Source organism: Streptomyces sp. NPDC042638 (genome assembly GCF_040647235.1).
GTDB classification, from domain to species: domain Bacteria; phylum Actinomycetota; class Actinomycetes; order Streptomycetales; family Streptomycetaceae; genus Streptomyces; species Streptomyces rameus.
Genome location: NZ_JBEZBT010000043.1, coordinates 15,240 through 41,061, shown reverse-complemented (window position 1 = coordinate 41,061; position 25,822 = coordinate 15,240). Strand labels below are relative to the sequence as shown.

Sequence of the window (25,822 nt, the reverse complement as noted above, 5' to 3'; positions counted from 1 at the left end):
TACCGGCGCGCTCGGGCCCGTGCGGCCCGGTCATGACCGGTCCGGGGGAGCCGGGCCGTGCCCTGCACGGCCCTCGGGACGGCGCGCAGCCGCCGGACGGCGGGCGGCCAGGAGGAGGGCCACGTCGTCCGGGCGATCGGGGGCGAGCCGGACGGTGGCCGTGAGCCGGTCGGCGACCTCTGCCAGGGACCACCCGGCGCGCCGGCCGACCGCGCCGCCGGCCTCGGCGAGTACCAGCCCGAGAGAGGCGATGCCGTCCTCGATGTCCATGCCGGGCCGCTCCACCAGACCGTCGGTGTACAGGGCGAGGATCGAGTCCGGTTCCAGCAGCAGCTCGGTCACCGGGTACCGGGCCCGCGGATACACCCCGAGGACGACACCGCCCGGGATGTCCAGCACCCGGACGCGGCCGTCCGGACAGCGCAGCAGGGGCGGCAGATGGCCCGCCCGGGCGATCCGGGCCCGGCCGGTGACGGGGTCCAGGCGCAGGTAGCAGCAGCTGGCGAACTGGCCCGGGTCCAGGTCGATCAGCAGGTGGTTGGTGCCGCTCAGCACCTCGTCCGGCGGCCGGTCGCCCAGCGCGAACGCGCGGACGGCGCTGCGCAGCTGACCCATGGTGGCCGCCGCCTGCACCCCGTGCCCCTGCACATCGCCGATGACCAGCGCCAGCCCGTCCCCGGCCTCGACCACGTCGTACCAGTCGCCGCCCACGTCCATGCCCTGGGCGCCCGGCAGATAGCGGCCGGCGGTCTCCACCAGCGGATGCGCCGACAGCCGGCGCGGCAGCAGGGCCTGCTGCAGACCGCGGGCGAGGGCCGCCTCGCTGTCGTAGCGGCGTGCCCGCTCCATCGCGTGCGCGATCAGCCCGGCGAGCGCGGTGAGCACCGTACGCTCCTCCGTGCTGAAGCCGCGCGGACGGTCGAAGCCGAGGATGCAGGAGCCGACCGGCCGGCCGGACGCGATCAGCGGCAGGAAGGCACGCGCTCCCACGTCGGCGTCGATGGCGAGACCCGGGTACGCCGCCACGATCTGCTCCATGGACTCGAAGAACAGCGGCCGTCCGGTCGTCAGGGTCTCCACGCCCGGTATGCGGGCGTCGAGACCCACGCCGTCGAACGGGGCGAGGAAGCCCTGCGGGAACCCGGTCTCCCACGCCAGGTACAGATGCCGGTCCTGGAGCAGGTAGATGGCCAGCTGACGGCCGCCGAAGGCGGGCAGCAGCTCCTGCATCACCACCGCCGACACCTGCCGTGCGGTCACCGCGTCCGTCAGCGCGATGGCCAGCGCGATCGGCCGGTACAGCGACGCCGTCGGGCGCTCGGCCGCCACCGTGCCCGGCGGTACGAGCGCCTCGGGAACCCGCTCCGTCCCGGGATCCAGCCGGCTGGCCGGGACCAGCGTGCAGGTCAGCAGGTCCGCGCCCGGATGCACCGACACGGCCAGCCAGTCGCCCTCGCCGGGCCCGTCCCGCTCGCCGCCCGGCCGCCGCGCATGGAAGTGCACCGGGTCCGGGGCGAGCAGGGCGCCACGCAGATGGTCGTCGTACGGCGCCCCGGCCAGCCAGGGCATCGCGTCCCACAGCTGACGTCCGATCAGCCACTCCCGCGTCCGGCCCGTGAGCCGGGCCGCCGCCGGATTGGCGTACACGATGAGCCCGAGCCGGTCCATGCAGAACACGCCCTGCGGCAGCAGGTCGGCCGCGCCGTCCGCGGCGGCCGGACCGGGGTGGAACACGACACCGCCGACCACGACGTCGCCGACCGCGGGCTCGGTGCCGTCGGCGCCCTCCGGCCACAGGAGCAGCAGGCGCGGAGCACCGTCCCGGGCCCGCACGGCGAGCGGCGCGCTCGGCGGCCTTCCGGCGGCGGTCTCGCGCAGCGCGGCCAGGATCCGGGGCGCGTCGGCCGGGGCCACCGCCTCCGCGAGGGCCTTCGCGGTGCCCCCCAACCCGCCGGGGCGCAGCCCGAGAAGGGTGTGCAACGGGTCGTCCGCGCGTAGCGCGGCGGTCACCGGGTCCCAGTGGAAGCGCCCTGCGGCGGCCTGTGCGGACCGGCGGACGGGCGGCAGTACACCCATCGGCTCCCCGTCCCAGAGCACCGCGGCCTCGTCCCCGTCGGCCAGGGCGAGCAGCCCGACGCCCAGCGCCGCGGCCAGCCGGGCGAGCGGCTCCCGGTCCAGGAACTCGTCCTCGGTGTCCGTCACCGCCGGGCGCAGCACCGTGAGCACGCCCAGCGGCTCGGTCCTGCCCGGCACCGGCACGTGCACCGATCCGAAGGGGAAGGGCAGACCGGCCGCCAACTGCGGATAACGCCGCATGGTCTCCGTGGCGTTCGGCAGGACCACCGGGACGCCGAGCCGGTAGGCGTCGGCGACGGGGAAGGGACGGTCGACGTGCAGCCGCCACCAGGGCTTGAACAGCGGTCCCGGCAGACCGGCGAGCACCGACAGGCGCAGCAGGCCCGGGGTGGCGGACCGCAGATACACGCCCGCGACCAGGCCACCGGCCGCGGCGAGGGCGCCGGTCGAGGCGTCGGCCAGCAGCGCGGCCAGCCGGTCCCGCCCGCGGACCGCCTGCTCGTCGCTCCCAGCCATCGGCCCTACCTCGTCCCGTGCGCCTTCGCTGGATGACACAGCAAGAATGCGCCACCGGACGCGCCGAACGCACCTGGGCGGGAGGAGCGGGACGGGCGCGCCCGTGCCCGTCAGCGGGGGAAGCGGGTACGGGACGCGGCCGGTGCCCCCCTCTCACACCGGTGCCCCGCCCGAGTGGCGAGGCCCCCGAGCCGCTCCTAGTAATGGACTGCGTAACGCCGCGACCGCGTGCGGGGGCGCAGGTGCGGTCGCATCCTTCTCCTGGAGTCCGAGATGCCGACCAGCCCTTCGTCCCCCCGTCCCGACGATTCGCCGATATCTCCGGCACCGGCCGCCGTCACCGGCCTCGCCAAGCCGTACCCCCGGCTCCTGATGCGTCCCCTGCGGCCTCCCGAGGGGCTTCCCGAGCCCCAGCGCGCGCACGGCTCCGAGCACGGCGACCCCTTGCGGGGCCTGGTGCACGCGGCCGTCGCGGACCGCCCCCTGGAGGACGTCGTCCGGCTCATCGCCCTGCTGGAGGGTTCGCCGGAGCACGCCCGGGCCAAGGCCGACGCGTTGCGCGCGATCGGGGTCGACCGGTCCGTGGAGGACGTCACCCGCCTGGTGACGCTCCTGACCAGGCCGCCCCGGGAGTCGGACGGCGCGGACGAGGTGATCCGCGCCGCCGCCGAAAACCGTCCCCTGGAGGACGTCTCCCGGCTGATGGAGCTGCTGCACCGCAGCCCGGCGGAGCCCCACTGCTGGGAGGAGGCCGTACGGGCGGTGGCCGTCCACCGGCCCGTCGAGGAGCTGGCCGAGCTGATCGGCCGGCTGTCCGCGGGCCCGAAGGCGTCCGAGGGTGTGCGACCCGAAGGCGCGCGACTCGACCCGCCGGCTCCCGGGCCGGCCGGGTTCAAGCCGGCCGGGCCGGCGTCGACCCGTTTCGAGCGGACGGGGTCCGCATCGGCCGGCCCCGGGTCGGCAGGTCCCGAACCCGCCGCCCTCAGGTCCGCGCCCGCTGCAACGGCAACGGCAACGGCAACGGCAACGGCACCCCCGCCGGGTCCGCAGGTGCGGCCCGCCGTGGAACGGTCCGCCCAAGGGCCGCCCGCCGAAGAGGGCGCCGCCAGGGAGCCGGGGAAGCGACAGGCGGTGCGGGACCGGGCCGGGGACGGCGAGGCGACGGCGGCGTACGTGTGGGCCGCCCGGGGTGCCGCGCTGCTGCTGTTCCTGTGCGCGGTGGCCTACGTCCCGCGTTACTGGACCGGTTTGTCCCACGGCGTCCTCGGGGCCACCCTCCTCGCCTCGGCACTGTGCGGGCTGCTGGCGCTGGCCCTCACGGCGCGCGCGGCGCCGGCCCGGCTCGTCGCGGCGACGGCCGCCGTCGGCGTGACGGCGGTGCTCGCCGCGGGGCAGGTGCTCGGCGGGCGGTTCGGCCTGCCGGACCCGGCCCGGCTGGCGACGGCGACCCTGGCCCCGCCCTGGCTGGCCGGCCCGGCGGCGGCGGCAGCCGCCCTCGGCGCGCTGTCGGTCCTGCTGACCGCCCTGACCGCGGGCGAGGACGCGCGGTGAGCCGTTGAGCCCTACCGGGCCTTGCGCCCGGGACCTCAGTCGCCCAGGACCCGGTCGTCACCCTGCGGCAGCGGCCGGGCAGCGCGCAGGCTGCGCACGGCGAGGAGCAGCACGCCGATGTCGTCCAGGTAGATCGGGTCCGGCAGCAGGTCGGTGGGCAGCAGCAGATACGCCACCGCACCCCAGAACACCCAGCGTGGGCCGGTCGGCAGCCCCGCCCGCCGCAGCGTCCGCCGGGTCCGCACCAGCCGGACCAGCAGACCCACGGCGACGGCGAGCAGCGCCGCCGCGACGCAGACCGCGATCACCGTCAGGGTCGTGGTCGTGTCCATCCTGGCTCCTTCTCCCGGTCGGTGGGACGGGGACGCTCAGGACGAGCCGTCCTCCATGCCCTCACGGGTGCCCTCGCCGCCGCCGTTCTCCCGTACGCCGTTCTCCCGCCCGGAGCCGCCCGGCGTGCCGTTCGGCGGGCCGCTCGGCGCGGTGTCCGCGGCGTTCTCCGGCTGCTGCCGGCCCATGGCCGTGAGCTTCAGCCGTTCGAACGTGCGCGTCAGCTGCTGCAGCGCGCCCGGTGTCCGGGAGCCCGGCCGCTGCTGCGGCACGGCGGCCGCGGGGACGTCACGGTAGGCGGCCAGCGCCTCCAGCGCCTGCTCGGCGGCCTCCTTGTACAGGTCCCGGGATTTCGTCATCGCCTCCAGCGCGTCGGCGTACATGGCCACCAGCCGCCGTTGGCGCTCCAGCTCTTCGTCGAGGGTCAGCAGGGTCCAGTTCTCGCGCAGGTCCGCCAGCGCCTCAGCGGCGTCCCGCGGCAGGGGCCGGGGCAATGCGAGGAAGTGCCGCGTCGCCTCGATGAGATCGGCCGGCTGCGAACCGTCCAGGAACACAGTGCGCACACTGTGCCGACGGCCGTCGTAGCCTTCCGGCGCCGGATCCGGCGGCAGCAGGACCGCACCGCCGCGCGGCACCTCGACACCGAGGTCCTTCAGCGCCCAGTTGGCCCCACGCAGCTGCTGGGGCGCGGCCCGGTGCTCGACCACACGGTGCCGCATACCGGGCGGCAGCAGCCGCGCCAGCGGCAGCCGGCCCCGCTCGTCCGGCGTCATCGCCTCGTGCACGACGACGTGGACGCACCATGCCTCCCGGGCCGCGTCCCGCAGCCGGCGCCGCATCTCCTTGTCGTCCTCGGGCAGCGCGTTGGCCTGCCGCAGGCGCAGACCGGGGACCGTCGGGTGATGGTCCCAGGCGCCGTCCTCACCGCCGTCACCGTCCTCGTCGTCGCCCTCGGGCCAGAACAGCGTCGCGGGCGAGGGCCACGCCTCGTCCCACGGGCGTTCGGCCTCCGCGACCAGCCGCCACCCGTGGCCCTGCGGCCGGCCCTCGAGCGGTACGAGGGTGAGCCGGGCCCGCACGGTCACCGTGCCGCCGGCTCGCCAGCGGGCCTCGAAGACCCGCCGGGCCGAGTCCTCGGCCGCGGCAGGCTCCGCGAAGTCGTCGATGTCCCCGCTCTCCTTGCGCCGTCGCAGGGTGCGGCGGACGACGTCCTCGGGAGCGGGTCCGGTGTGGCGTCCCCGGGCAGCCCAGAGCGTCTGCGGGACGGTGGCGTGGTCGGTGGCGGAGTTCGACATGAGCCAATCTGCTGATGGGAGCGGGTGCGCACCCCAGTATCACCGTTGCACGGCGTAACACGGCGGCCGGGGCCCGGCCCCGCGCGTCGCCTGGGAGTGCGACCGGCGCACGGGGTGCGCGCGGTGCGCCCGGCGTGTGCGCGGTGCACGTCGGGTGACCGCGCTTCACCCGTGTCCCGCGGCCGGTCCCCGCGCCCACAATGTCCGGCGAACGGGGTCCGCCCGTCCATCCGCTCAGGGGCGGTCCCCGTTCACTCCCCGGGTACGCCCCGACGCGGCGCGCCCCGGCGGACACGGGTTCGTGAGGGCCGGCGGCGGCCCCGGACAGACAGCGGGCCTCGTCCCACCGACCACGGAACTGGCCGTGACCGCGGGCCGTGGCCGCCGGTTGTGATCGCGGGGCGTGACCGCGTCCGACGCCGGCCGGAGGGCCAGGCCCAGGGCGCCGAGAGGGGCCGGGGTCTTACGCCCCGCTCTCCCGCAGCATGTCCTCACGCTCGACGAGCTTCACCCGCTCGCGGCCCTGCGGCTCGCCCAGGGCACGCTCGGCGGCGTCCAGCTTGTACCAGCCCTCCCAGGTGGTGAAGCGGACGTTGTGCTCGGCGAGGAAGGCGTCCACGGCCTCCGGCTCGGGCGCGGACGGAGTGTGCAGCCTGCCGTGGGCGTAGTCGTCCAGGAGATTGGCCACGGTCTCGTTGGCGTCGCCCTTGGTGTGGCCGATGAGACCGACCGGGCCGCGGCGGATCCAGCCGGTGACATAGGTGGACTGCAGCGGGGTGCCGCCCTCCTCGATGACGCGGCCGCCCTCGTCCGGGACGGTTCCGGAGGCGATGTCCCAGGGCAGCTTGGGCAGCTTCTCGGAGAGGTAACCGACCGCGCGGTAGACCGCGGTGACGTCCCAGTCCTTGAACTCGCCGGTGCCCTTGACGTTTCCGGTGCCGTCCAGGGCGGTGCGCTCGGTGCGCAGGCCGACGACCCTGCCGTCCTCGCCGAGGATCTCGGCCGGCGACTCGAAGAAGTGCAGGAAGAGCTTGTGCGGGCGGTTGCCGACGTCCCGGATCGCCCAGTTCTCCAGCGTCTTGGCGACCATGTCGGCCTGCTTGTTGCCGCGCCGGGTCTCGATCGAGCCCGCGTCGTAGTCGATGTCCTCGGGGTCGACGATGACCTCGATGTTCGGGGAGTGGTCCAGCTCGCGCAGCTCCATCGGGCTGAACTTCGCCTGCGCCGGGCCACGGCGGCCGAAGACGTGGATCTCCACGGCCTTGTTGGCCTTCAGACCGTCGTGGACGTTCGGCGGGATCTCGGTCGGCAGCAGTTCGTCGGCGGTCTTGGCCAGGACGCGGGCCACGTCCAGAGCGACGTTGCCGACGCCCAGCACGGCGACCTTCTCGGCCTCCAGCGGCCAGGTGCGCGGGACGTCGGGGTGGCCGTCGTACCACGAGACGAAGTCGGCGGCGCCGTAGGAGCCGTCCAGGTCGATGCCGGGTATGGACAGCTCGCGGTCGGCCGTCGCGCCGGTGGAGAAGATCACCGCGTCGTAGAAGGCGCGCAGGTCGTCCAGGCCGAGGTCCGTCGGGTAGTCGACGTTGCCGAACAGTCGGATCTGCGGCTTGTCCAGCACCTGGTGGAGGGCGGTGATGATGCCCTTGATGCGTGGGTGGTCCGGCGCGACGCCGTACCGGATCAGGCCGAACGGGGCGGGCATCCGCTCGAAGAGGTCGATGGACACACCGGGGTCGGCGGCCACCTCGGACTTGAGCAGGGCGTCGGCGGCGTAGATCCCGGCGGGGCCGGCTCCGACGATGGCTACCCGCAGGGGGCGCGGCATGATCAGGTTCCCTTCGAGCGCGAATGGGCGACTTGATCAGGAAGCCTAAACTAAGGCAGACCTAAGTTGCTACGGGGGTCTGGTCTATGACCTCATAAGTCGGGCTTATGGGTGATCCCGATCTTACTTATGGCTCGGAGCGGACGAGTGACCGGACTCCGGCGCCGGCCGGCCGGTATGTGTCCGGTATGTGTCCTGACCGACTCTTCGTCCCGGGTCACGCCGGCCGGACGATCCGGCGGATCGCCGCCTCCCCGGCGCCGTAGATCGACTCCTCGCGGATGGTGGACCCCGGGCCCGGAGCGTGCACCATCATCCCGCCGCCGACGTGGAGACCCACGTGCCGGTCGTCCTCGAAGAAGAGGACGAGGTCACCGGGTTCGATCCCGGCCGTCGTCACGGGGGTGCCGGACAGCGCCTGCTCGTGCGCGGCGCGCGGCAGCGTGACACCCGCGGCCCGCCATGCGGCCTGGGTGAGGCTGGAGCAGTCGTACGAGTCCGGCCCCGTCGCACCCCACACGCACGGCTTCCCGATCTGCGCCCGGGCGAAGGCGATCGCCCTGGCGGCGCGTGAGGCACGGGGTGACTCCGGTACCACGGCGCCGGTCAGGACGGCCGTCGCGGGCTGGGCCGCGGGGGCCACGGCCGGACGGGGGACGGGGCCGGTGTCGGCGACGGACGCAGGGGGTGCCTGGTAGGTGAAGGTGCCCGTGCCGGTGTTCGCCTGGCCCGCGGGCGTGAGGTCGGCGGCCGGCGCCGGCTGGGCCGGGAGGCCGGGGCGCATGGTGTGGCGGGCGAGGAGTTCGCCGGTGGTGGCGAGCTTGCGCCGGCCGGCCGCCTTGGCGACGGCGGGGGCGAGCCCGCCGAACCCGGCGGCACCGGGCAGCGGCCTCGGCATCCGGACCCGGTCTCCGTCCGCCCGGGACAGCGGCGGAGCCGGGAGGAGGGCCGAGGCCACGGGAGCGCCGCCGACCGCGCCAGGCGCCCACAGGCCCGGCAGGTGGGGTGTGTCGGGCGTCGCCGCAAGGTCACTCGTGGACTCGGTTGTCGTGCCCGCGAGTTGGGTCGGCTCGGTGGTGGGTGCCGTCATCCAGCCGCCTGTGGGCGTCTCGATCGGCAGGGGGTGCAGGGGGAGGGGCGAGGCCTCGGGGGCACCGCCGGACGTGCCAGGCTCCCACAGGCCCAGGAGGTGGGGTGTGCCGGTCGGCGCCGTCAGGCCACCCGTGGACCCGGTTGTCGTGCCCGCGAGTTGGGTCGGCTCGGTGGTGGGTGCCGTCATCCAGCCGCCTGTGGGCGTCTCGATCGGCAGGGGGTGCAGGGGGAGGGGCGAGGCCTGGGGGGTACCGCCGGGCGCGCCAGGCTCCCACAGGCCCGGCAGGTGGGGTGTGTCGGGCGTCGCCGCAAGGCCACCCGTGGACCCGGTTGTCGTGCCCGCGAGTTGGGTCGGCTCGGTGGCGGGCGCCGTCATCCAGCCGCCCGTGGGCGCCTCCACCGGTAGCAGGTCCATGGGGGAGGGCGCCGTCGGTTCGGCCGGCGCGCCCGCGGCCCGCAGTGCGGCCGGCGCCCCGTCGGCGCCCCGCTCCAGGGCCTGGGGTGCCGGTGCGGCCGGCGCCGGGCCCAGGGCCGCCCTCTCACCGCCCACGAGGGCACCCCGGCCGGGGTCCAGCGCACGGACCGAGGTGGCCGGCCGCTCGGGCGCCGGCGCGGGGAGGCGGTCGGCGGGCAGTACGGCGGGCACGGTCGGGCCGAACTTTCCGCGTGCCGTGTCGAACCACTGCCGGGTGATCTCGGTGAGCGCCGGATCCGGACGTCGGGTGGGCCGCTTGGCCAACGGGACGCCACGTGAGCGCGCCCGCAGGGCCATGGCCCGGGTCGCGTTGAAGTTACCGGTGGCGTTCTCGGCCTGGTCGTACAGGGAGTCGATCCGCTGCCGAACCTCGTCGCGGCTCTCCGGCGCCATGGAAGACGTGCTCCTTCCTTGCCCCACGGGGCAGTTGGACGGCTCGCCGGGGCGGTGCCGGGCGCGGCCACGCGTCAACCTAGCCAACGTGTGTGCCTCGTGTGAAGGTTGAGGTGTGGAATGTCCGATACATATTCGTGATGTTCGCAGTGCCGTTCGGTGGGGAAACGCTGCGGACCATGGTTTCCTGTGAGTCACCGGTGAATTCGCGATTCCGTTGAACGCGATGGCCTTCCCCGCCGTATGAAGCCGGGGAACTCCATGCCCGACCGGCGAACACACCACCGGCGATCACACACAGGGGACAACCTTGGTACGCAACAGGCGCAGACGCCCGACCGGCGCACGACGCGCGACCCTCGCCGCGGTCGCCCTGATGCTGGGGGGAGCCGGGATCGTCGCGGCGAACGTCTACGCCTCGGCCTCCGAGGGCTGGGGCGACGGATCCGGTACGGACGCCGCCGGCCACGTCCTGTCCACGGGCATGCCGACCATCGACTGTCCCGACGTCGGCAGCCGGCTGACGGCCGTGCCGGACGCGGCCCGCGCGGACGTCGACCACGAACTCGCCCTGCTGGACCAGCAGACCGCGGAGGCGTACCGGCAACTGCAGCGCTGGAGCCAGGGCGACGGCCGGGGCGGAGGCTCCGAGGCTGACGCGATCATGAACCCGCTGAAGGAGAAGCGGTCGGCGTCCGTCGGGCGGATCGCCGACGCCATCGACCGCGCGGGGCAGCGCCCCCAGGGCCTGGACGCCCTGGCCGCCTGTACCTTGCGCCCCGGTGAGAGTGCTCAGCCCCCGGCCTCGCCGGGCGACGGCACCCAGCCGGGCGAGGGTGAGGGCCAGGGACAGAACGGCCAGAGCCCGAACGGCGCGGGCCAGGGTGGCAACGGACCCGTCGTCTCCGACTACGCGGACATCACCGCCGTACCGCCCCAAGCGCCGGCCCCGCCCCCACAGGCCGACGCCTCCCGGGGCACCTTCACCTCCGACTGCGGCGTCAACGCGAACGGCCTGTTCAACTCCGACAACGTCATCGTCGCCCCGGGTGTCTCCAACGGCGCCCACCACTTCCACGACTACGTCGGCAATCAGTCCAACAACGCCTTCGCCAGTGACGAGGACCTCGCGAACGCCGACACGAGCTGTGTGGACCGGGGGGACAGGTCGACCTACTACTGGCCGGTGCTCCGCCTGCAGGACGGCACCCGGGAACGGGACGCGGGAGCGCCGGGCGGCGGCACGGAGGGCAACGCGGGCCGGATCGTCACGCCCCGGCAGGTGACGCTGACGTTCGTGGGCAACGCGCGCGGCAAGGTCACCGCCATGCCGCGCCTGCTGCGCATCATCACCGGCGACGCCAAGGCGTTCGTCAACGGCCCCGGCAACGCGAACGCGTCCTGGAGCTGCACCGGGTACGAGGACCGGCAGCTGAAGGACAAGTACCCGTTGTGCCCGCAGGGCAGTGACGTCGTGCGCACCTTCCGGTTCCAGAGCTGCTGGGACGGCCGCAACATCGACAGCGCCAACCACCGCACCCATGTGGCCTTCGCCGCCGAGGACGGCTCCTGCCCGGCCGGCTTCCAGCCCATTCCGCAGCTGGTGCAGCGCATCGTCTACGACGTCCCCGCGCCGAGCGTCGCGGACGGCGGTCGGACCGTTCCGCTGTTCGCGGTGGACTCCTTCCCCGAGCAACTGCACAAGCCCGTCACCGACCACGGCGACTTCATCAACGTCTTCGACGAGGACCTGATGCGCGAGATGGTCGACTGCATCAACTCCGGCCGCACCTGCGGTGCCTCCGCCGACGCCCCCGGCGCGACGGCGGCCCCCACGGCGAGTGCGGGCTCCGCCGCCACGGCCGCGCCCGGCGCCGGCGCCACCGAGGAGCCCGGCGGAAGCACCGGTACGGAACCGAGCGGAGGCACCGGCACGGAACCGAGCGTGGGTACCGGCACGGAACCGAGCGTGGGTACCGGCACCGGCCCGGGCGGAGGCAGCGCGGCGGAACCCGGCGAGGGCGGTTCGACGGCCCCTGGTGCGAACACCACCGATGAGCCCGGCGAGGGGGCCACCGTCGCACCGGCACCGTCGGCCTCCCGCCCCGGCGGCGCCCCGCGGACCGACGTGACGACCGCACCGGCCCGCACCACCAAGCAGGACACCGACGCCAGGACCGGACCGGCCCGGACCGCCCCGTCCCGCTCCACGGCGGCACACCCGGCACCGGCACAGTCCGCACCGGCCTCCGCCGCGCCCGGCTCCTCCCCGTCGGGCCAGGCCGGCGCCGCCGGATACACCCCGCCGGTGGCAGCGCAGCCCGAACCCCAGGCGGCCGGGGGCGGTCTGGCGGAGACGGGGGCCCACCTGTGGCCCGCCGCCATCGGCACGCTGCTCGCCCTGTCGGGCCTGTTCATGTTCCTCCGGGCCCGGCACATGCGGTACTGACCGGGCCGTCCCGGGGGCGCGGGGAGCGGACTTCGTCCCTTGCCCGAGGCGTTCGCCATGGCCGTCGGAGCCGGCCGGCCCTGGGACGGTCGTGTCAGCCGCAGACCGTATCGTTGCGGTGATCATCATCGGAACGCATACACGGGGGCACACGTGACCGTTCACCGGCCAGGACTGCCGGAGGACCTTCCGCCGGCCGAGGAGCTGTGGGCGCGCTGGGCGCTGCTCGCCGCCCTCGAGGCGACTACCGAGGACGAGGAGCGCCCGCCGCGCCACCGGAGCGGCCGCTGGATCGATGACCAGGGCCTGCACTGGGACGACTGCGGCTGCACCTGGTGGGTCATGTCCAAGGAGGGCGACGGTCGTTTCGTGCTCTACGGCGAGGACGAGGCGAGCGACGTCAAGTGGTACGAGCCGGCGATCGACGTGCTGGCGGGCGGCCCGGACTGGCTGCCCTATGAGGAGCTGCGGGGCCGACTCGAAGGGCGCGAGATCGGCTGCGTCTACTGGTACGACAACGGCACCTGGGCCCGGGCCCCGTACCCTGACGGCCTTGACGACGACGGCCTGGACTGCGGCATGAGCTACTTCATCGACCGCACCGAGGTACTGGGCGAACTGACGGACCACCTGGACGACACGGTCGACGGGCCGGGCGCGGACCGTCTCCTGGCCGACGCGGAAGCGTACCGGCTGGAGCCGCGCAGGCTGCTGGAACGGCTGGGCCAGAGCAACCGCTACGACGATCCGCTGGACCGGCCGGCCATCGTCCGGGCGCTGGCCCGCGCAGGTGTGACGGGTGAGTTCGCGGCGGCCGACACGCTCTGACGAGCGGGATCCACCGCACCACGGCTCGTCCGGTCAGTTGGCCGCGGTGCCGACCCGCTTCGTCAGGTGAGCCGGGGCTCCGATGCCCTCGGGCAGGAGCGGGTCCGGCTCCAGGTCGCCCCAGGCGGAGCGCAGCGGCATGACGCCCGCCCACAGACCGAGCCGGGCGTCCTCGCCGTCCCCGTCGTCCGGTGCGCCCGTGCGGATCTTGACCGATGCCTCATCCAGCGGGAGGGCGAGCAGGGCCGTGGCGGCGAGTTCCTTGCGGCTGGGGCGGCGGGCGTAGTCCCACTGGCCCGGCGTTGCCTGCTCGGTCAGACAGCGCAGGCCGGCCAGCTTCTCCTCGGGGTCCGTGACCGGACGGGGCGTGCCGAAGATCATGGCGCTGCGGTAGTTCACGCCGTGCTCGAAGACCGAGCGGGCCAGGACCAGCCCGTCGACGTGGGTGACGGTGACGCAGACCTGGGCGTCGGGCGAGGCGGCGAGGCTGCGGCTGGCGACCGAGCCGTGGAAGTACAAGCTGCTGCCGTCGGATCCGTAGACGGTGGGGACCACCAGAAGGTTTCCGTCGACCGTGACGCCGAGGTGGCAGACGAAGCCCGCGCCGAGGATCGCGTCGAGCTGGTCGCGGTCCAGGCTGCCCTGTTCCCGTAGCCGACGGTGGCGCGTGCGCTCGGTCACCGGCAAGAGCCTCTGCGGAGAACCAGGGTTCATGGAAGCTTCCTCCTCCGGGGCGCGCCCCGGTGCATGGACGGGCGTAGCACGACGACCGGGAACAGTACTGATTCCATCTCCAAAAGACTACGGATCTTCGCAAACCGTTGCCTGAGAAGCCCAACTCAACGAATTCCCTTGTACGAGGTCGGGCGAACCTCGCATGGGATCCGGTGGGCCCGCTCACCTGCCTGGGCCGGCGCACGAGCCGGGGCTGAGCGGGGCTGCCCGCCTCAGGAGAGCGCGAGGGTCTGCTTGGCGAGGTCGTACGCGGGCCGCATCCCCTCGTGCTCCTCGGTGTCCATGCCGCCGAGGTGCAGGATCACCGGACCGTCGGGCGTGCTGACGGCGAAGGCGCTCTCCTTCTTCGTCTCCTCCAGGAGCTTGCTCGTGTAGAGGTACTCCACCTCCACCGCGGCGAGGCCGCCGCCGGTCCTGAAGGAGTGGTACTTCTCCTTGCCGACATTGTCCTCGGCGGCCACGAACCGGCGCAGCACGCTGCCCGCGTCCGCGTCGCCGGGCTTGCCGGTCCACACGCGCAGGTAGCCGATGTGGCCGGCCGGCTTGGCGTCGATCTCGCAGGCCATGGTGACCGGTCCCTGCCGGAGGAAGGCGTCGGCGAGCGCTCCGCCCAGGTCGCCGTCCTCACCCCGCGCCGGCTTGCCCGACGTGCCCAGTTCCTTCTCCGCGTCGACCGCTTCGGCCGTCCAGCGCTCGGCGACACCGAACCTGACGGGCAGTTCACAGGCCGAGCCGGCCGGGCCGATCGTGCCGCCGCGGGCAGCCGCCGTACCCTTCCCCGCCGTGCCCCCGGCCGCCGCGCCCTTGGCGCTCGCCGACGGGCTCGCGGCCCGCTTCCCGTCGTCCGCCGCCTCCGCGCACCCGCCGAGCACCGCCGCCAGCGCCGCCGCCACGACCACTCGGCCTCCGACTGTCCCCACCCTGACCTGCACTGTCGTCTCCCCTACGGTTCAGAGCGGCCACTGTAACCGAGGGCGCCGACATCACCGAAGGGGCTTTTTCCGTCCGCCTGAGCCCACCGGCCCGGGGTCACTCCGACCCGCGCCGGGCCAGCAGGAAGAGGTGGGGTTCGGGCGCGGCCTCGGGGTGGTCCGGGGTGAACACCGTCTGCTCCTCGCTCAGCACCGTCAGGCCCGCCTCGGTCACCAGGCGGGTGAACGCCTCGGCGGAGAAGCTCGTCACCCGCACCGGCTGCCCCATGAAGACCCCTGCGACGTCCTCCACGTCCAGCGGCACGGTGGCCAGCGCGACCAGGCCGCCGGGCCGTACCGCCCGGGCCAGCCCCGCCACGACGGCCGCCTGTTCGGCGCGGGCCATCTGCAGCAGCGAGAAGTATCCGCACGCCGCGTCGAACGAGGCCTCCGGCAACGGGGTGTCACGGATGTCGGCGAGCCGGAACTCGGCCCCGGGCACCTGACGGGCTGCCAGGCCGACCATGACAGGGGAGATGTCGATCCCCAGCACCCGGTGGCCGGCCTCGGCGAGGGTCTGTGCGGTCGGCCGACCGGTCCCGCTGCCCACGTCCAGCACCCGGCTGCCCGGCGCCAGCAGTTCCAGCAGCCGGCCGAGCGACGCCCGGTGGGCCGCGGAACCGGCGAACGCCTGCTCGTACGCCGGCCCCAGCGCGTCGAACACCACGGCAGCCGGTGCGCGGCGGTCCTCCTCGGCCACGACGACTCCTCCCGCTCTCCCGCGAGCCCCGCCTTCCGGGGGCCCACTCGCGACGCCCGTCCCGGCCCGCCGTTTGCAAGGGCGGCGGACGCACGGCAGGGTGCCCGGTGTGCCTACCCTGCTGATCGTCCATCACACCCCCTCGCCTCACTGCCAGGCGCTGTTGGAAGCCGTGGTGTCCGGCGCGACGACCCCCGAGATCGAGGGCGTCCGCGTCGTGCGCCGGGCGGCCCTGTCCGCCACCGCCTCCGACGTGCTCGAAGCCGACGGGTATCTGCTCGGCACACCCGCCAACCTCGGCTACATGTCCGGCGCTCTCAAACACTTCTTCGACCAGATCTACTACCCCTGCCTCGACGAGACCCGGGGCCGCCCCTTCGGCTTCTACGTCCACGGCGGAAACGACGTCACCGGCGCCGTCCGCGCCGTCGAGACCGTCACCACCGGCCTCGGCTGGCGCCGGACGGCCGAACCGGTGACCGTCACCGGCGAGCCGGGCAAGGCCGGCACACAGGCGTGCTGGGAGCTGGGCGCCACCCTCGCGGCGGGTCTGATGCCCGACGCCTGACCGGGCCGCTCCTTCCGGCGCCCACCGCCTGACCGGGCCGCTCCTTCCGGCGCCCACCGCCGCCGAGGCGACGTCCGGCCACGTGCGCGCCGGGGACCGGGCACACTCCTGCGGGCGGGTCAGTCCTGCGGGGCGGGGCCGGCGCCTCCGGATCGGTGACGCTCCCCGAGGTGCGCGTCCGCGGCACGCCCGCTGATGGCGTCCGATCCGTGGCCGGGGCCTGACCGTGCGCCGAGGCCCGCTGTCCGCCGAGGCTCTGCCGGGGGGTGCGTCCGGTCCGGCGGCTCCGCCGCTCAGCGGACGCGTTCGGCCGCCGCCCGGGTGAGATGGCGGCGCGGAGCGGAGGCTTCCCGCGCCCGGCCCGCGCCGGCCGCGGGCGCGTCGGCGAGCGGCCGAACGAAGAGGCTGACCGTGGCCTCCTCCGCGAAGCCGTTACGGCGCATCAGCTCGGCGGACGCGGTGTTGCGGCGCTCCACGTCCGTGACGACGCACACCGCGCCGGCCGCCTCCAGCCGCGCACAGCACTCCTTGACCAGCCGGGAGGCCACCCCGCGCCCCTGATAGCCGGGGTCCACGGCGATCCACTCCAGGTATCCCCAGTCGGCGCGCTGCTCGAAGGACAGGGAGCCGAGTACGAACCCGGCGACCCGGTCGCCGTCGAGCAGCACCAGGCAGGCCGGGTCCGGCGCGTCCAGGTGCCCGGCGACGGCCGAGAGCGACCAGCCGGTGTACGGCATCGCGTCGGTGTCGTACACCCGGTGGCCGAGGTCCAGTACGGCGGCCAGGTGCTCGAAGCCGAGTGGCCGGAGTGTCAGCTCGGCTGCGGCGGGTTCGGTGGGCGCATCGGTCATGGGCCCTCCCTTCGGTGCGGTGTTTCGCAGCATATGTCCGCTTCGGTGGCCGGGCGCGGCCGGTGCCGCGCACGTGTCCGGCCCCGCTGATCGTGCGGTCGCGAGGGTGAGCAGCGCGGTCGGGCGATGTGGTCGAGCGGTGTGGCCGAGCGGTGCGCGTCAGTGGCAGCGGCGGGCCGCCGCGCAGTCGTGCCGGTGCCAGACGGCGTCGACGACACGGCCGTCGGGCAGCGTGTGCCGGGCCGGGCCCCGGTCCGGCACGAACCCCGCGCGGGCCAGGGCGCGCCGGCTCGCGGTGTTGCCGGGCTCGGCCCCGGCCCGGACGGTGGTCAGTCCGGCGTGGCCGTGGGCCAGTTCCACTCCCGCGCGGAACAGCTCCGCGCCCATGCCCCGGCCACGGGCGTCCGGCGCCAGCCAGCCGCCCATCTCGCCGGTCCGGTGCTGCAGTTCGAGCCCACCGGCGTAACTGAGGTCGGACCGGCGCACGCAGACCAGGAAGAACGGGTCGTCCGGGCCGGGCGTGTACGGCTCGGCCAGGCCGCGCGGGATCCGGCGGCCGTCGTCGCCGGCGGGCCGCCAGGCCAGCAGGGCCCGGCGGGTGTCGGGGTCGGGCAGTAGCTCGTCCGCCTGGGTGCCGAGCCACCGCTGTGCCGCGGCGTCCGCGCTCGCCGCTAGCCCCGCCACCATGTCCAGGCGGGTTCGCGGTGTGAACAGCAGCAGCCGTTCGGTGGCCAGCACGTGCCGACCGGGCCCGCACCTCCCCGGCACGGGGAGTCCGGACGCGGTCCGGCGGCGGCGGATCAGCGTCCAGACCATGGCACCCCTCGGCGGTACGGCACGCGGCGGGTGCGCGATCCGTACCGGAAACCGGGCCGCCGACGGGTGCGGACGACCCGCACCGGCGGTGAATCTAGCGGGTCGCGGGCCGGTTGCCGTAGGGGCGCGGCTTGTCATCTGCCGGGGCGGGGGGCGCTGCCGAACGCGGCTCAGCCGTCCTGCTCCTGCGGGCCGGGCTTGGGCCGGGCACCGGTCCAGGACGGGTCGGCGGCGGGGGTGGGAGTGGGAGTGGGGTGGGGGGTGGAGTGGTGCATGGCTGTCCTTCGGACGAGTGGGGGACGGTCCGGGTGAGTGTCGTCGCGGGGTGAGGGGGTGAGGGGGTGAGGGCGGAGACGGGTGCCGGAGGCCGCAGGGCGGGCGGGGTGTTCCGGTGTGTCGATCGGGAGAGGCCCCGGCCGCGCCGCTGTCCTGCGGGTGCGGACGGTCAGCGGGCCGCCCGCGCCACGGCGGGTGGCGCCCAGGGCCGCACGGCCGGCGGAGCCGGGGAGTGAACCCCGGAGGCGAGCAGGTCGGGGCCGTGGGGCCCGGGGAGTCGACCGGCACGCTCGCCTCCGGGCGGCCCGGGGACGCGGGCCGTGGCCGGCAGCCGATGCGGAAGCTGCCCGCCGTCCGGTATTCGGCCGGGACGCGCCACGGCGTCCGCGGCCCGGCGCCGAAACGCCACCTCGACCAGGGACGACTCCCCGGCTTCCGGAGCGGTCCGCGCCGGTCTGCGCAGGCCGGCCGCCGGGGACAGCCGCCGGTGGAGCGGTCGGGGGAGGGAGGGCGGAGCCATCGCCGTGCGCCTTTCGTCCGGCCTCGCGAGTGGGGTCGCGGGTGTCGGGCCGCGGCCGTCCGGACAGCGGACGTCCCACCACCTGACCGGAGGCGGTGGGTGCGGCCTGTCTCCCCAACTCGGCCGCGCCGCCCGCTCCGTGGTTCGGCCGGAGCAGTGGGTCCACTCTGGCACCTGCCAACCACGACCCGCAACCGACAAGTTGAAATTTTCAACTGGCCAAGTGCATGCTGTATCCGCCAGAACGTGATCGAATGGGCGGGCAAACAGATCGCCGTGCGAGGGTGATCCCGGGGGCCTGACGAGGGGGTGGATGTGACCGCGGAGACCGACTGGGGCGGTGCCCCTTCCGTACTGCGCATGATCCTCGGCAGGCAGCTGGAGGAACTGCGTACCCGGGCCGGGCTCGGCTATGCCGAGGCGGGCGCGGCCATCGGGGTCAGCCACTCCACGATCCGCCGCATGGAAGCCGCCAAGGTGGCACGGCTGCGGCTCGCGGACGCCGAGAAACTCCTCCAGGTCTACGGCGTCACCGACCGGGAGGAGATCGACACCTTCCTGCAGTCCGTGCGCGAGGCCAACAAGCGCGGCTGGTGGCACACGTACCGCGACGTGATGCCCGACTGGTTCGCCGCCTACCTGAGCCTGGAGCAGGCGGCTCTCCAGGTACGCGCGTACGAGAACCAGTTCGTGCACGCGCTGCTGCAGACGGAGGACTACGCCCGCGCCCTGCTCACCGCGGCCCACCCGCACGCGTCCGCCGAAGCAACCGAGCGCCGCGTCGCACTGCGCATGCGCCGCAAGGAGCTGCTGGCCCGGCCCGCGTCGCCGCGGCTGTGGGTGGTGATGGACGAGACCGTGCTGCGCCGGCCGGTCGGCGGCCCCGAGGTGATGCGCGCGCAGATCGACCACCTCATCGAGGTCGGCCGGCTGCCGCAGGTCACCGTGCAGCTCATGCCGTTCGCCAACGGACCGCACCCCGCCCTGTGGGCCGGAGCGTTCCAGCTCTTCCGGTTCCGGGCCCGTGAACTGCCCGACGTCGGCTACCTGAACGGTCTCGTCGGGGCGGTGTACCTGGACAAGGCCGACGACGTCGTGGTGTACCGGGAGGCCCTGGACCGGCTCAGCGCCCAGGCCGCGTCGGCGAGGAAGACCGAGACCCTGCTCGCCGCGCTGCGTGAGGAGTGGTGACCCGCCGCTCGGGGCCGCCGCCCGCACCGGCGGCCCGCCCCGCGTTCCCCGACGCGAGTCCCGACCCCCGAACCCGAATGGGAGACACGGCGTTGTCCGACAACGGATGGCCCGCCGACCGGATCGACACCGGGAACGCGCACTCCGCCCGCGTCTACGACTACATACTCGGGGGCAAGGACTACTACCCCGCCGACAGGGAGGCGGGCGACGCCATGGCCCGGGAGTGGCCCGCGCTCCCGGTGCACATGCGCGCCAACCGCGACTGGATGAACCGCGCCGTGCGCTGGCTCGCCGAGGAGGCGGGCATGCGCCAGTTCCTGGACATCGGCACCGGCGTCCCGACCTCGCCCAACCTGCACGAGATCGCCCAGGCCGTGGCTCCCGGGTCGCGGGTCGTCTACGTCGACAACGACCCGATCGTGCTCACCCTCTCCCAGGGGCTGCTGGCCAGCGCCCCGGAGGGCCGGACCGCGTATCTGGAGGCCGACTTCCGTGACCCGGCGGCCATCCTGGACGCCCCCGAGCTGCGCGAGACCCTGGACCTGAGCAGGCCCGTCGCCCTCACCGTCATCGCGATCGTGCACTTCATGCTGGACGCGGACGACGCGGCCGGCGTCGTGCGCCGGCTGCTGGAGCCGCTGCCCGCCGGCAGTCACCTCGCGATGTCCATCGGCACCGCCGACTTCGCCCCCGAGGAGGTGGGCCGCGTCGCCCGCGAGTACGCGGCCCGCGGCATGCCGATGCGGCTGCGCACCTTGGACGAGGCCCACCAGTTCTTCACGGGACTCGAACTGGTCGAGCCCGGCATCGTCCAGGTGCACAAGTGGCGCCCCGACGGCAGCGGCGAGCAGGGCATCCGCGACGAGGACATCGCCATGTACGGCGCGGTCGCCCGCAAGCCCTGACAGACCCGGGGCCGGGGTCCGAACCACCTCCCGGACCCCGGCCCCGCCCCGGCCGTACGAGCCCCGGGCGGGCGCCCGGAGGCTACCGTGAGCCCCATGTACACCACCCGCGTCGTCCGGCACGTACCGGCGCCCCCGCACGCCGTCTACCGGATCCTGACCGACCCGGACGCCGTCGCGGCCTGGCGGGTCCCGGCCGGTATGACCGCCCGGGTGCACACCTTCGAGGCCCGTGAGGGCGGCTCGTTCCGGATCTCCCTCTCCTACGACGACCCGTCCGGCGCCGGCAAGTCCGGCGGGCACACGGACACCTACCGGGGCCATTTCGCCCGGCTGGTGCCGGGCGCGCTGGTGGTCGAGGTCTTCGCGTTCGAGACCGGTGACGACGCCCTGCGCTCCACCATGACCATGACGACGACGCTCACCGCGGCCGACGGCGGCACGGACGTGGAGATCCGGCACGAGGGCGTCCCCGACGCGATCCCCCGACGGGACAACGAACTGGGGACCCGGATGGCCCTGGACAACCTCGCCCGGCTGGCCGGGGAGTGGCAGTCGCCGGAACCGGAATGACCGGAAGACCGGCGTGACCCGTCCGAAATCCGACGCAACCTTTCTCCTGCCCCGCGGCTGCCGGATCCCCCGGAAAGAAAGCGGAAAGAAGCGCAACCAGACCCAGCGAATTGAGGTCTTAAGGTCCGTCGAAGGCCGGGATCGGCCCGGTCGCGAAGAATCCGGGGGAATGAGATACATGTCCGACCGTATGACCGTTCGTAGCCGCAAGACCCTCCTCACCGCCGCGGCGCTCACCGCCGGCCTCACCCTGGCCGCCGTCACCCCCGCCCTCGCGGGCGCCTCCGCGAGCCACGCGACCCGCGCGGCGGCCGTGTCCTCCGCCCAGGGCGACCCCCGCAACGTCACCCAGCACGTCGCCGACTTCTACGGCGCCTACATCGACGCCGTGTGGGCCACCGACGACCCGGGCGCGGCGGCGAGCGCCAAGGCTTTGCGCGGCTTCTACCTCTCGGCCGCCGCCCAGAAGAAGGTCGCCGCCTTCGAGGCGAAGGAGCACGCCGACGGCATCCTGTTCGCGCAGAACGTGCCCGTGAAGTGGAAGGTCGCCTACACCGGCTCCGGTATGGGCCACGCCACCAGCCGGGTCACGCTCACCTGGGGCGACGGGCCGAAGGCACAGGTCAGCCGGATCGACGTCCAGTCCGACCTGAAGACCCTGAAGATCACCGACCTGAGGCAGGCCGGCTGACAGCGGGGGCACCGGTCGCGGGCCCCGCCCCGCCCCATTCGGGGCGGGGCCCGGACCCCCGGGCGTGCGCCCGTCGGGAGCGGGCGGACGCGCCCGCCGTCACGCGTTGGGGTCGAAGGGGATGCCCGACGGCATGGAGTGGGCCAGCGCGTACGGGAAGTCGCCGTCCTTGATCTTGATGGTGGCCGCGCCGAAGTCGGCGCCCAGCAGCTTGTCGCGATAGCCCGCGGGGTAGCCGTTCCACCCCACCAGACGCGGGTAGAACCAACCGCCCGTGGCGTTCTCCGGCGGCTCGTCGTTGGAGTTGGCGAACCGGAAGCAGTGCGTGGAGACGCCGTCCTTGTGATAGACGATCTTCGGGTGGGTGCCGTCGAAGCGCACCGCGGACCGGGCCGCCACCTGGTAGCCGGAGTGCTGGGACACCGAGACGTACTGGACCGTGTTGTCCTTGATCCACACCACGACGTGCTCCCAGTCGTGGGTGTGCCCGATGGCCGCGGGCCCCAGCGTCGCCTGGTCCTTCTCGAAGTAGCTGGCGTACATCACCGCGCACCAGCCGTTGTTGCACTTCTCGCGCGAGTAGGTGTTGGCGTTGGCGAGCTGGGCGTAGTCGTGGCAGCGGCCGTTGACGTCCCCGCCGAGTTTCAGGCCGGGGTTGAGCGTGCCGTCGGCGCCGATGGCCGCCGTGGCGTAACAGCCGTCGCCGTCGTAGTCGTAGGCGGGGGAGAAGGTCTGTTCCAGACCGTCGGCGTTCTGCGGCAGCGGTTGCAGGACGCTCGCACCGGCGGTGCCCGGTGCGGTGAGGACGAGGGTGAGCGCGCCGAGGGCGGCGGCGAGCGCGGAGGTCAAGTGACGCACGGGGGCTCCCTGTTGTCGAGGCGCCGCAGATTCTCGCAACGCCCCGGCAGGGCGGGCCACCCTCCGGACTGAACTTTGCCACAAGGCCAGTTGAACGCCGACGCCGCGCCGGGCGCTGTCCCCGCGCCGGTCTCAGCGGTGCCGGGTGCTCAGCGGTGCCGGGTGCTGCCCTCGCGCCGGGTGCTCAGCGGTGCCGGGTGCGCAGCCATGACGGAGTCTCGCCCCTGCCCGGGGTGGCTCAGCGCCCGCTCCCGGCGGTGGCGGGCCCCCGCCCGTGTCGTGGGGCCTGGCCGTGCCGGGCATGGCCGCGCCGTGCATGAGGGGTGTGCCGGGGGATCAGCCCTGTCGGACCGTGTCGCCGCGGCTGTGATGGCGGCGGCGGTCGGTGGGGGTGCGGTGCAGGGCGATGAGTGCGGCGTCGTCGCCGAGCCGGCCGCCCGCGTGGGCGAGCAGATCGCGCCGCAGGTGGTGCATCAGCGTCTCGGGGCTGTCGTCGGTCCACCGCGCGACCCGCTCGGCGAGCGGATAGAACCGGCCCCGCTCGTCCCGGGCCTCCACCACCCCGTCCGTGTACAGCAGCAGCGTGTCACCCGGATGGAAGGAGAACACGTCCAGCGTCGGCTCCATGCTCTCGATGTCGCCGTGCACCCCGAGCGGCGGCGACGGGTGCAGGCTCGGCACCGTGACCACATGGCCGGGGCTCAGCAGCAGCGGCGGGGGATGGCCGCAGCTGGTCATCCGGGTGACCGGGTCGTGGTCCGGGATCTCCACCAGCAGCGCCGTCGCGAACCGCTCGCCCGCCTCCTCCGGGGCGTCCAGCTCCGCCGCGTAACGGGTGATGCTCTGGTCCAGCGCGGTGGCCAGGTCCGCCAGCGGCATGTGCCGGTGCGCACTCTCCCGGAAGGCGCCCAGCAGCAGCGCCGCCTCGCCGATGGCGGGCAGGCCCTTGCCGCGCACGTCACCGATCAGGACGCGCACCGAGCCCTCGCTGAGCGTCGTGGCGTACAGGTCGCCGCCGATCTGGGCCTCGTCCTCCGCGGCCAGGTACAGCGAGGCGATCCGCAGGGTGCCGATCTGCTCGGGCAGCGGCCACATCAGGACGTGCTGTGCGGCTTCGGCGACCGTGCGGACCTGCGCCAGCTGGGCCTGCCGACGCTCACGCAGGGCGCTGTAGAGGATGGTGAGCACCACGAGGACGGAGAGGGTGATGATCTGCACCACGTGGTTCGTGGTGCCGATCCCGCCGTGGTTGACGCCGATGAAGATCTGCGCGACGACCGCAAGCGCGCCGACGGCGGCCGTGGTCCGGGGCCCGGCGAAGGAGGGGGTGAGCGCGGGTGCGATCACCAGGGCCGGTCCGAGGTGGATGTCGTGGGGGGTGCGCAGGTCCACCACGGTGATCACCACGATGAGCGTGACGGGGAGCAGCAGCAACGCGTGGACCGACTGCCACGGCTGCCGCCGGCCCGCGCGCCGGAACCGGGGTGCCATGCCTCCCAGCGTGCGCCCGGGCCGGTCGGGCGGCCACTCGCCGCAGTAGCGGGCCGACGGAAGCGGCGTACGTCACACGGGAAGAATTGGAACCGGACATTCCAGACGGCTCTTCGATTCCCGAATATCGGACACTGGTCGCGTTGTCTTTGATTGATGGATAGGCTGCTGTCATCTTCCGTTCAAACACCGGGTGATTTCGATGTGTGGCCTGTGAAATTAAGGCCCCGGTGGGGTGTTCTGGGATACCCTCAACCGAAATCGCAGCATTTAGCGTCTGGTGTCATGACACAGACGGCGATGAGGCCTGACGCCCGTGACGCGGCATCCGGCGACGGAGTGCGGGGCAAGGGCCTGGGCGGCGATTCCATCGGTCTGCTGGGCAGCGCGGTCATCGGCGTCTCCACCGTGGCCCCGGTCTACTGCCTCACCTCCACCCTCGGCTCCACCGCCGGCGAGGCCGGCCTGCACATGCCCGCGGTGTTCCTCGCCGGTTTCCTGCCGATGCTGCTGGTCGCCTTCGCCTACCGGGAGCTGAACAAGGCCGTGCCCGACTGCGGCACCTCCTTCACCTGGACCGTCAAGGCGTTCGGGCCGCACGTCGGCTGGATGTGCGGCTGGGGTCTGGTCATCGCCACCGTGATCGTGCTGTCCAACCTCGCCGGAGTCGCCACCTCCTACTTCTGGCTGCTGGCCGGTGAGCTCACCGGCAGCGGCACGGTCGCGGACCTCGACGGCGACAAGGCCGTCCACATCCTGACCTGTCTGGCCCTGATCGCGGCCTCCACCGCCATCAGCTACCGCGGCATGACGACGACGAAGGGCGTGCAGTACGCGCTGGTGGGACTCCAGCTCGTGGTGCTCGCCCTCTTCGTCGTCCTGGCCCTGCACAAGGCCCGCACCGGCGCCTTCCCCGGCCACGCCGACTTCTCCTGGTCCTGGCTGAACCCGTTCGGGGTGAAGTCCTTCGCCTCCTTCAGCGCCGGGCTCTCCCTGTCGATCTTCATGTACTGGGGCTGGGACACGTGCCTGACCGCCAACGAGGAGACCGTCGGCAGCGAGAAGACACCGGGCCGGGCCGCCCTGATCGCCATGGTCGTCCTGGTCGGCTCCTACCTCACCACCGCCGTCGCCGCGCAGATGGCCGTCGGCTCCGGCCCCGACGGCCTGGGCCTGGCGAACCCGGACACCTCCGACAACGTCTTCGCCGCCCTGGCCGGCCCGGTCATGGGCCACGCCCTCGGCATCCTGCTCTTCGCCGCCGTCCTCGCCTCGGCCGCCGCCAGTCTGCAGACCACGTTCATCCCCGTCGCCCGCACGGTCCTCGCCATGTCGACGTACCAGGCCCTGCCCGCCTCCTACGCCCGCGTCCACGAGCGCTTCCGCACCCCCGGCCGGGCCACCGTCACCGCCGGCGTCGGCACCGGCGTCTTCTACGCGGTCATGTCACTGCTCAGCGAGCACGTCCTGGTCGACACCATCTACGCCCTCGGCCTGATGATCTGCTTCTACTACGCGCTCACCGCGTTCGCCTGCGCCTGGTACTTCCGGCACGACCTCACCCGCTCCGCCCGCGACGCCCTCTTCAAGGGGCTCTTCCCGGTCCTCGGCGGCCTGCTGCTCACCGCGGTGTTCGGCAAGACGCTGTACGACATGTGGAACCCGGCCTACGGCAGCGGCTCGGCCGTCCTCGGTGTCGGCTCCGTCTTCGTCATCGGCGTCGGCCTGCTGCTCCTCGGCGTGGTGATCATGCTGGTGATGCGGCGCCGCAGCCCCGCCTTCTTCCGCGGGCAGGTCCTCACCGCCGGAACCCCCGCACTCGTCGTCGAGGAGTGAACCT

General features: G+C 73.8%; 21 protein-coding genes. 9 read left to right on the top strand and 12 right to left on the bottom strand.

What is annotated here, in order from left to right; translation table 11 throughout:
- Positions 1 to 30: 30 nt before the first annotated feature.
- On the bottom strand, positions 31 to 2,592 hold the full coding sequence (locus AB0B40_RS28130; RefSeq protein ID WP_362266208.1) for a SpoIIE family protein phosphatase: 2,562 nt from the start codon (positions 2,590 to 2,592) through the stop codon (positions 31 to 33).
- 372 nt (positions 2,593 to 2,964) lie between these two features.
- Here AB0B40_RS28130 and AB0B40_RS28125 point away from each other — a divergent pair, with 372 nt between their 5' ends.
- On the top strand, positions 2,965 to 4,143 hold the full coding sequence (locus AB0B40_RS28125; protein WP_362266206.1) for a hypothetical protein: 1,179 nt from the start codon (positions 2,965 to 2,967) through the stop codon (positions 4,141 to 4,143).
- Positions 4,144 to 4,178: 35 nt separating this feature from the next.
- On the opposite strand, the gene AB0B40_RS28120 is transcribed toward AB0B40_RS28125, so the two are convergent.
- From AB0B40_RS28120 to AB0B40_RS28105, 4 genes are all read right to left on the bottom strand, one after another.
- A complete protein-coding gene (locus AB0B40_RS28120; RefSeq protein ID WP_345055397.1) occupies positions 4,179 to 4,475 on the bottom strand; it encodes a DUF1232 domain-containing protein in 297 nt (98 codons plus the stop codon).
- Positions 4,476 to 4,511: 36 nt separating this feature from the next.
- Positions 4,512 to 5,768 (bottom strand): hypothetical protein, encoded by a 1,257-nt coding sequence (locus AB0B40_RS28115; protein ID WP_362266204.1) that lies wholly within the window; start codon positions 5,766 to 5,768, stop codon positions 4,512 to 4,514.
- A 463-nt stretch (positions 5,769 to 6,231) separates the two neighbouring features.
- A complete protein-coding gene (locus AB0B40_RS28110) occupies positions 6,232 to 7,596 on the bottom strand; it encodes an FAD-dependent oxidoreductase (RefSeq protein WP_345055393.1) in 1,365 nt (454 codons plus the stop codon).
- A gap of 217 nt (positions 7,597 to 7,813) precedes the next feature.
- Complete coding sequence (locus AB0B40_RS28105) at positions 7,814 to 9,556, bottom strand: NlpC/P60 family protein (RefSeq protein WP_362266202.1); 1,743 nt, start codon at positions 9,554 to 9,556, stop codon at positions 7,814 to 7,816.
- A 376-nt stretch (positions 9,557 to 9,932) separates the two neighbouring features.
- On the opposite strand from AB0B40_RS28105, the gene AB0B40_RS28100 reads away from it, so the two are divergent.
- Both AB0B40_RS28100 and AB0B40_RS28095 read left to right on the top strand, forming a co-directional pair.
- Positions 9,933 to 12,005, top strand: a complete 2,073-nt coding sequence (locus AB0B40_RS28100; protein WP_362266237.1) for a DUF1996 domain-containing protein — start codon at positions 9,933 to 9,935, stop codon at positions 12,003 to 12,005.
- A 153-nt stretch (positions 12,006 to 12,158) separates the two neighbouring features.
- Positions 12,159 to 12,833, top strand: a complete 675-nt coding sequence (locus AB0B40_RS28095) for a hypothetical protein (protein WP_362266200.1) — start codon at positions 12,159 to 12,161, stop codon at positions 12,831 to 12,833.
- Between the two features lie 33 nt (positions 12,834 to 12,866).
- Here the strand turns inward: AB0B40_RS28095 and AB0B40_RS28090 are convergent, their stop codons facing one another.
- The 3 genes from AB0B40_RS28090 to AB0B40_RS28080 form a co-directional block, all read right to left on the bottom strand.
- On the bottom strand, positions 12,867 to 13,547 hold the full coding sequence (locus AB0B40_RS28090; RefSeq protein WP_345055388.1) for a pyridoxamine 5'-phosphate oxidase family protein: 681 nt from the start codon (positions 13,545 to 13,547) through the stop codon (positions 12,867 to 12,869).
- 233 nt (positions 13,548 to 13,780) lie between these two features.
- Complete coding sequence (locus tag AB0B40_RS28085; protein ID WP_345055386.1) at positions 13,781 to 14,488, bottom strand: lipoprotein; 708 nt, start codon at positions 14,486 to 14,488, stop codon at positions 13,781 to 13,783.
- A gap of 109 nt (positions 14,489 to 14,597) precedes the next feature.
- Complete coding sequence (locus AB0B40_RS28080; protein WP_362266197.1) at positions 14,598 to 15,239, bottom strand: class I SAM-dependent methyltransferase; 642 nt, start codon at positions 15,237 to 15,239, stop codon at positions 14,598 to 14,600.
- A 109-nt stretch (positions 15,240 to 15,348) separates the two neighbouring features.
- On the opposite strand from AB0B40_RS28080, the gene AB0B40_RS28075 reads away from it, so the two are divergent.
- Complete coding sequence (locus tag AB0B40_RS28075; RefSeq protein WP_345055382.1) at positions 15,349 to 15,807, top strand: NAD(P)H-dependent oxidoreductase; 459 nt, start codon at positions 15,349 to 15,351, stop codon at positions 15,805 to 15,807.
- 293 nt (positions 15,808 to 16,100) lie between these two features.
- Here AB0B40_RS28075 and AB0B40_RS28070 read toward each other — a convergent pair whose 3' ends face one another.
- Together AB0B40_RS28070 and AB0B40_RS28065 are read right to left on the bottom strand one after the other, a co-directional pair.
- Complete coding sequence (locus AB0B40_RS28070; protein WP_362266195.1) at positions 16,101 to 16,658, bottom strand: GNAT family N-acetyltransferase; 558 nt, start codon at positions 16,656 to 16,658, stop codon at positions 16,101 to 16,103.
- A 159-nt stretch (positions 16,659 to 16,817) separates the two neighbouring features.
- Positions 16,818 to 17,396 carry a GNAT family protein gene (locus AB0B40_RS28065; protein WP_345055378.1) on the bottom strand — a complete coding sequence of 193 codons (579 nt, stop codon included), beginning with the start codon at positions 17,394 to 17,396 and terminating at the stop codon, positions 16,818 to 16,820.
- A gap of 1,189 nt (positions 17,397 to 18,585) precedes the next feature.
- Here AB0B40_RS28065 and AB0B40_RS28060 point away from each other — a divergent pair.
- The 4 genes from AB0B40_RS28060 to AB0B40_RS28045 all read left to right on the top strand — a co-directional run bounded on the left by AB0B40_RS28060 (position 18,586) and on the right by AB0B40_RS28045 (position 21,633).
- Positions 18,586 to 19,461, top strand: a complete 876-nt coding sequence (locus tag AB0B40_RS28060; RefSeq protein ID WP_345055376.1) for a helix-turn-helix transcriptional regulator — start codon at positions 18,586 to 18,588, stop codon at positions 19,459 to 19,461.
- 92 nt (positions 19,462 to 19,553) lie between these two features.
- Positions 19,554 to 20,369 (top strand): SAM-dependent methyltransferase, encoded by an 816-nt coding sequence (locus AB0B40_RS28055; protein WP_345055374.1) that lies wholly within the window; start codon positions 19,554 to 19,556, stop codon positions 20,367 to 20,369.
- Between the two features lie 96 nt (positions 20,370 to 20,465).
- Positions 20,466 to 20,942, top strand: a complete 477-nt coding sequence (locus tag AB0B40_RS28050) for an SRPBCC domain-containing protein (RefSeq protein WP_345055372.1) — start codon at positions 20,466 to 20,468, stop codon at positions 20,940 to 20,942.
- Positions 20,943 to 21,132: 190 nt separating this feature from the next.
- Entirely contained in the window at positions 21,133 to 21,633 is a 501-nt protein-coding gene (locus tag AB0B40_RS28045) for a hypothetical protein (RefSeq protein WP_345055370.1), read from the top strand.
- 99 nt (positions 21,634 to 21,732) lie between these two features.
- Here the strand turns inward: AB0B40_RS28045 and AB0B40_RS28040 are convergent, their stop codons facing one another.
- Both AB0B40_RS28040 and AB0B40_RS28035 read right to left on the bottom strand, forming a co-directional pair.
- Positions 21,733 to 22,491: an NPP1 family protein gene (locus AB0B40_RS28040; RefSeq protein WP_345055368.1), complete on the bottom strand. Its 759-nt coding sequence runs from the start codon at positions 22,489 to 22,491 to the stop codon at positions 21,733 to 21,735.
- 336 nt (positions 22,492 to 22,827) lie between these two features.
- Positions 22,828 to 23,982: a PP2C family protein-serine/threonine phosphatase gene (locus tag AB0B40_RS28035; protein WP_345055366.1), complete on the bottom strand. Its 1,155-nt coding sequence runs from the start codon at positions 23,980 to 23,982 to the stop codon at positions 22,828 to 22,830.
- A 285-nt stretch (positions 23,983 to 24,267) separates the two neighbouring features.
- Here AB0B40_RS28035 and AB0B40_RS28030 point away from each other — a divergent pair, with 285 nt between their 5' ends.
- Positions 24,268 to 25,818 carry an APC family permease gene (locus AB0B40_RS28030; RefSeq protein ID WP_362266191.1) on the top strand — a complete coding sequence of 517 codons (1,551 nt, stop codon included), beginning with the start codon at positions 24,268 to 24,270 and terminating at the stop codon, positions 25,816 to 25,818.
- Positions 25,819 to 25,822 lie beyond the last annotated feature (4 nt).

Bases quoted from the DNA above. Each gene is read 5' to 3' on its own strand.
- AB0B40_RS28110 (WP_345055393.1), bottom strand. From the start codon at position 7,596: ATGCCGCGCCCCCTGCGGGTAGCCATCGTCGGAGCCGGCCCCGCCGGG.
- AB0B40_RS28130 (WP_362266208.1), bottom strand. From the start codon at position 2,592: ATGGCTGGGAGCGACGAGCAGGCGGTCCGCGGGCGGGACCGGCTGGCC.
- AB0B40_RS28035 (WP_345055366.1), bottom strand. From the start codon at position 23,982: ATGGCACCCCGGTTCCGGCGCGCGGGCCGGCGGCAGCCGTGGCAGTCG.
- AB0B40_RS28030 (WP_362266191.1), top strand. From the start codon at position 24,268: ATGACACAGACGGCGATGAGGCCTGACGCCCGTGACGCGGCATCCGGC.
- AB0B40_RS28050 (WP_345055372.1), top strand. From the start codon at position 20,466: ATGTACACCACCCGCGTCGTCCGGCACGTACCGGCGCCCCCGCACGCC.
- AB0B40_RS28115 (WP_362266204.1), bottom strand. From the start codon at position 5,768: ATGTCGAACTCCGCCACCGACCACGCCACCGTCCCGCAGACGCTCTGG.
- AB0B40_RS28125 (WP_362266206.1), top strand. From the start codon at position 2,965: ATGCGTCCCCTGCGGCCTCCCGAGGGGCTTCCCGAGCCCCAGCGCGCG.
- AB0B40_RS28105 (WP_362266202.1), bottom strand. From the start codon at position 9,556: ATGGCGCCGGAGAGCCGCGACGAGGTTCGGCAGCGGATCGACTCCCTG.
- AB0B40_RS28045 (WP_345055370.1), top strand. From the start codon at position 21,133: ATGACCGTTCGTAGCCGCAAGACCCTCCTCACCGCCGCGGCGCTCACC.
- AB0B40_RS28090 (WP_345055388.1), bottom strand. From the start codon at position 13,547: ATGAACCCTGGTTCTCCGCAGAGGCTCTTGCCGGTGACCGAGCGCACG.
- AB0B40_RS28120 (WP_345055397.1), bottom strand. From the start codon at position 4,475: ATGGACACGACCACGACCCTGACGGTGATCGCGGTCTGCGTCGCGGCG.
- AB0B40_RS28100 (WP_362266237.1), top strand. From the start codon at position 9,933: ATGCTGGGGGGAGCCGGGATCGTCGCGGCGAACGTCTACGCCTCGGCC.
- AB0B40_RS28070 (WP_362266195.1), bottom strand. From the start codon at position 16,658: ATGACCGATGCGCCCACCGAACCCGCCGCAGCCGAGCTGACACTCCGG.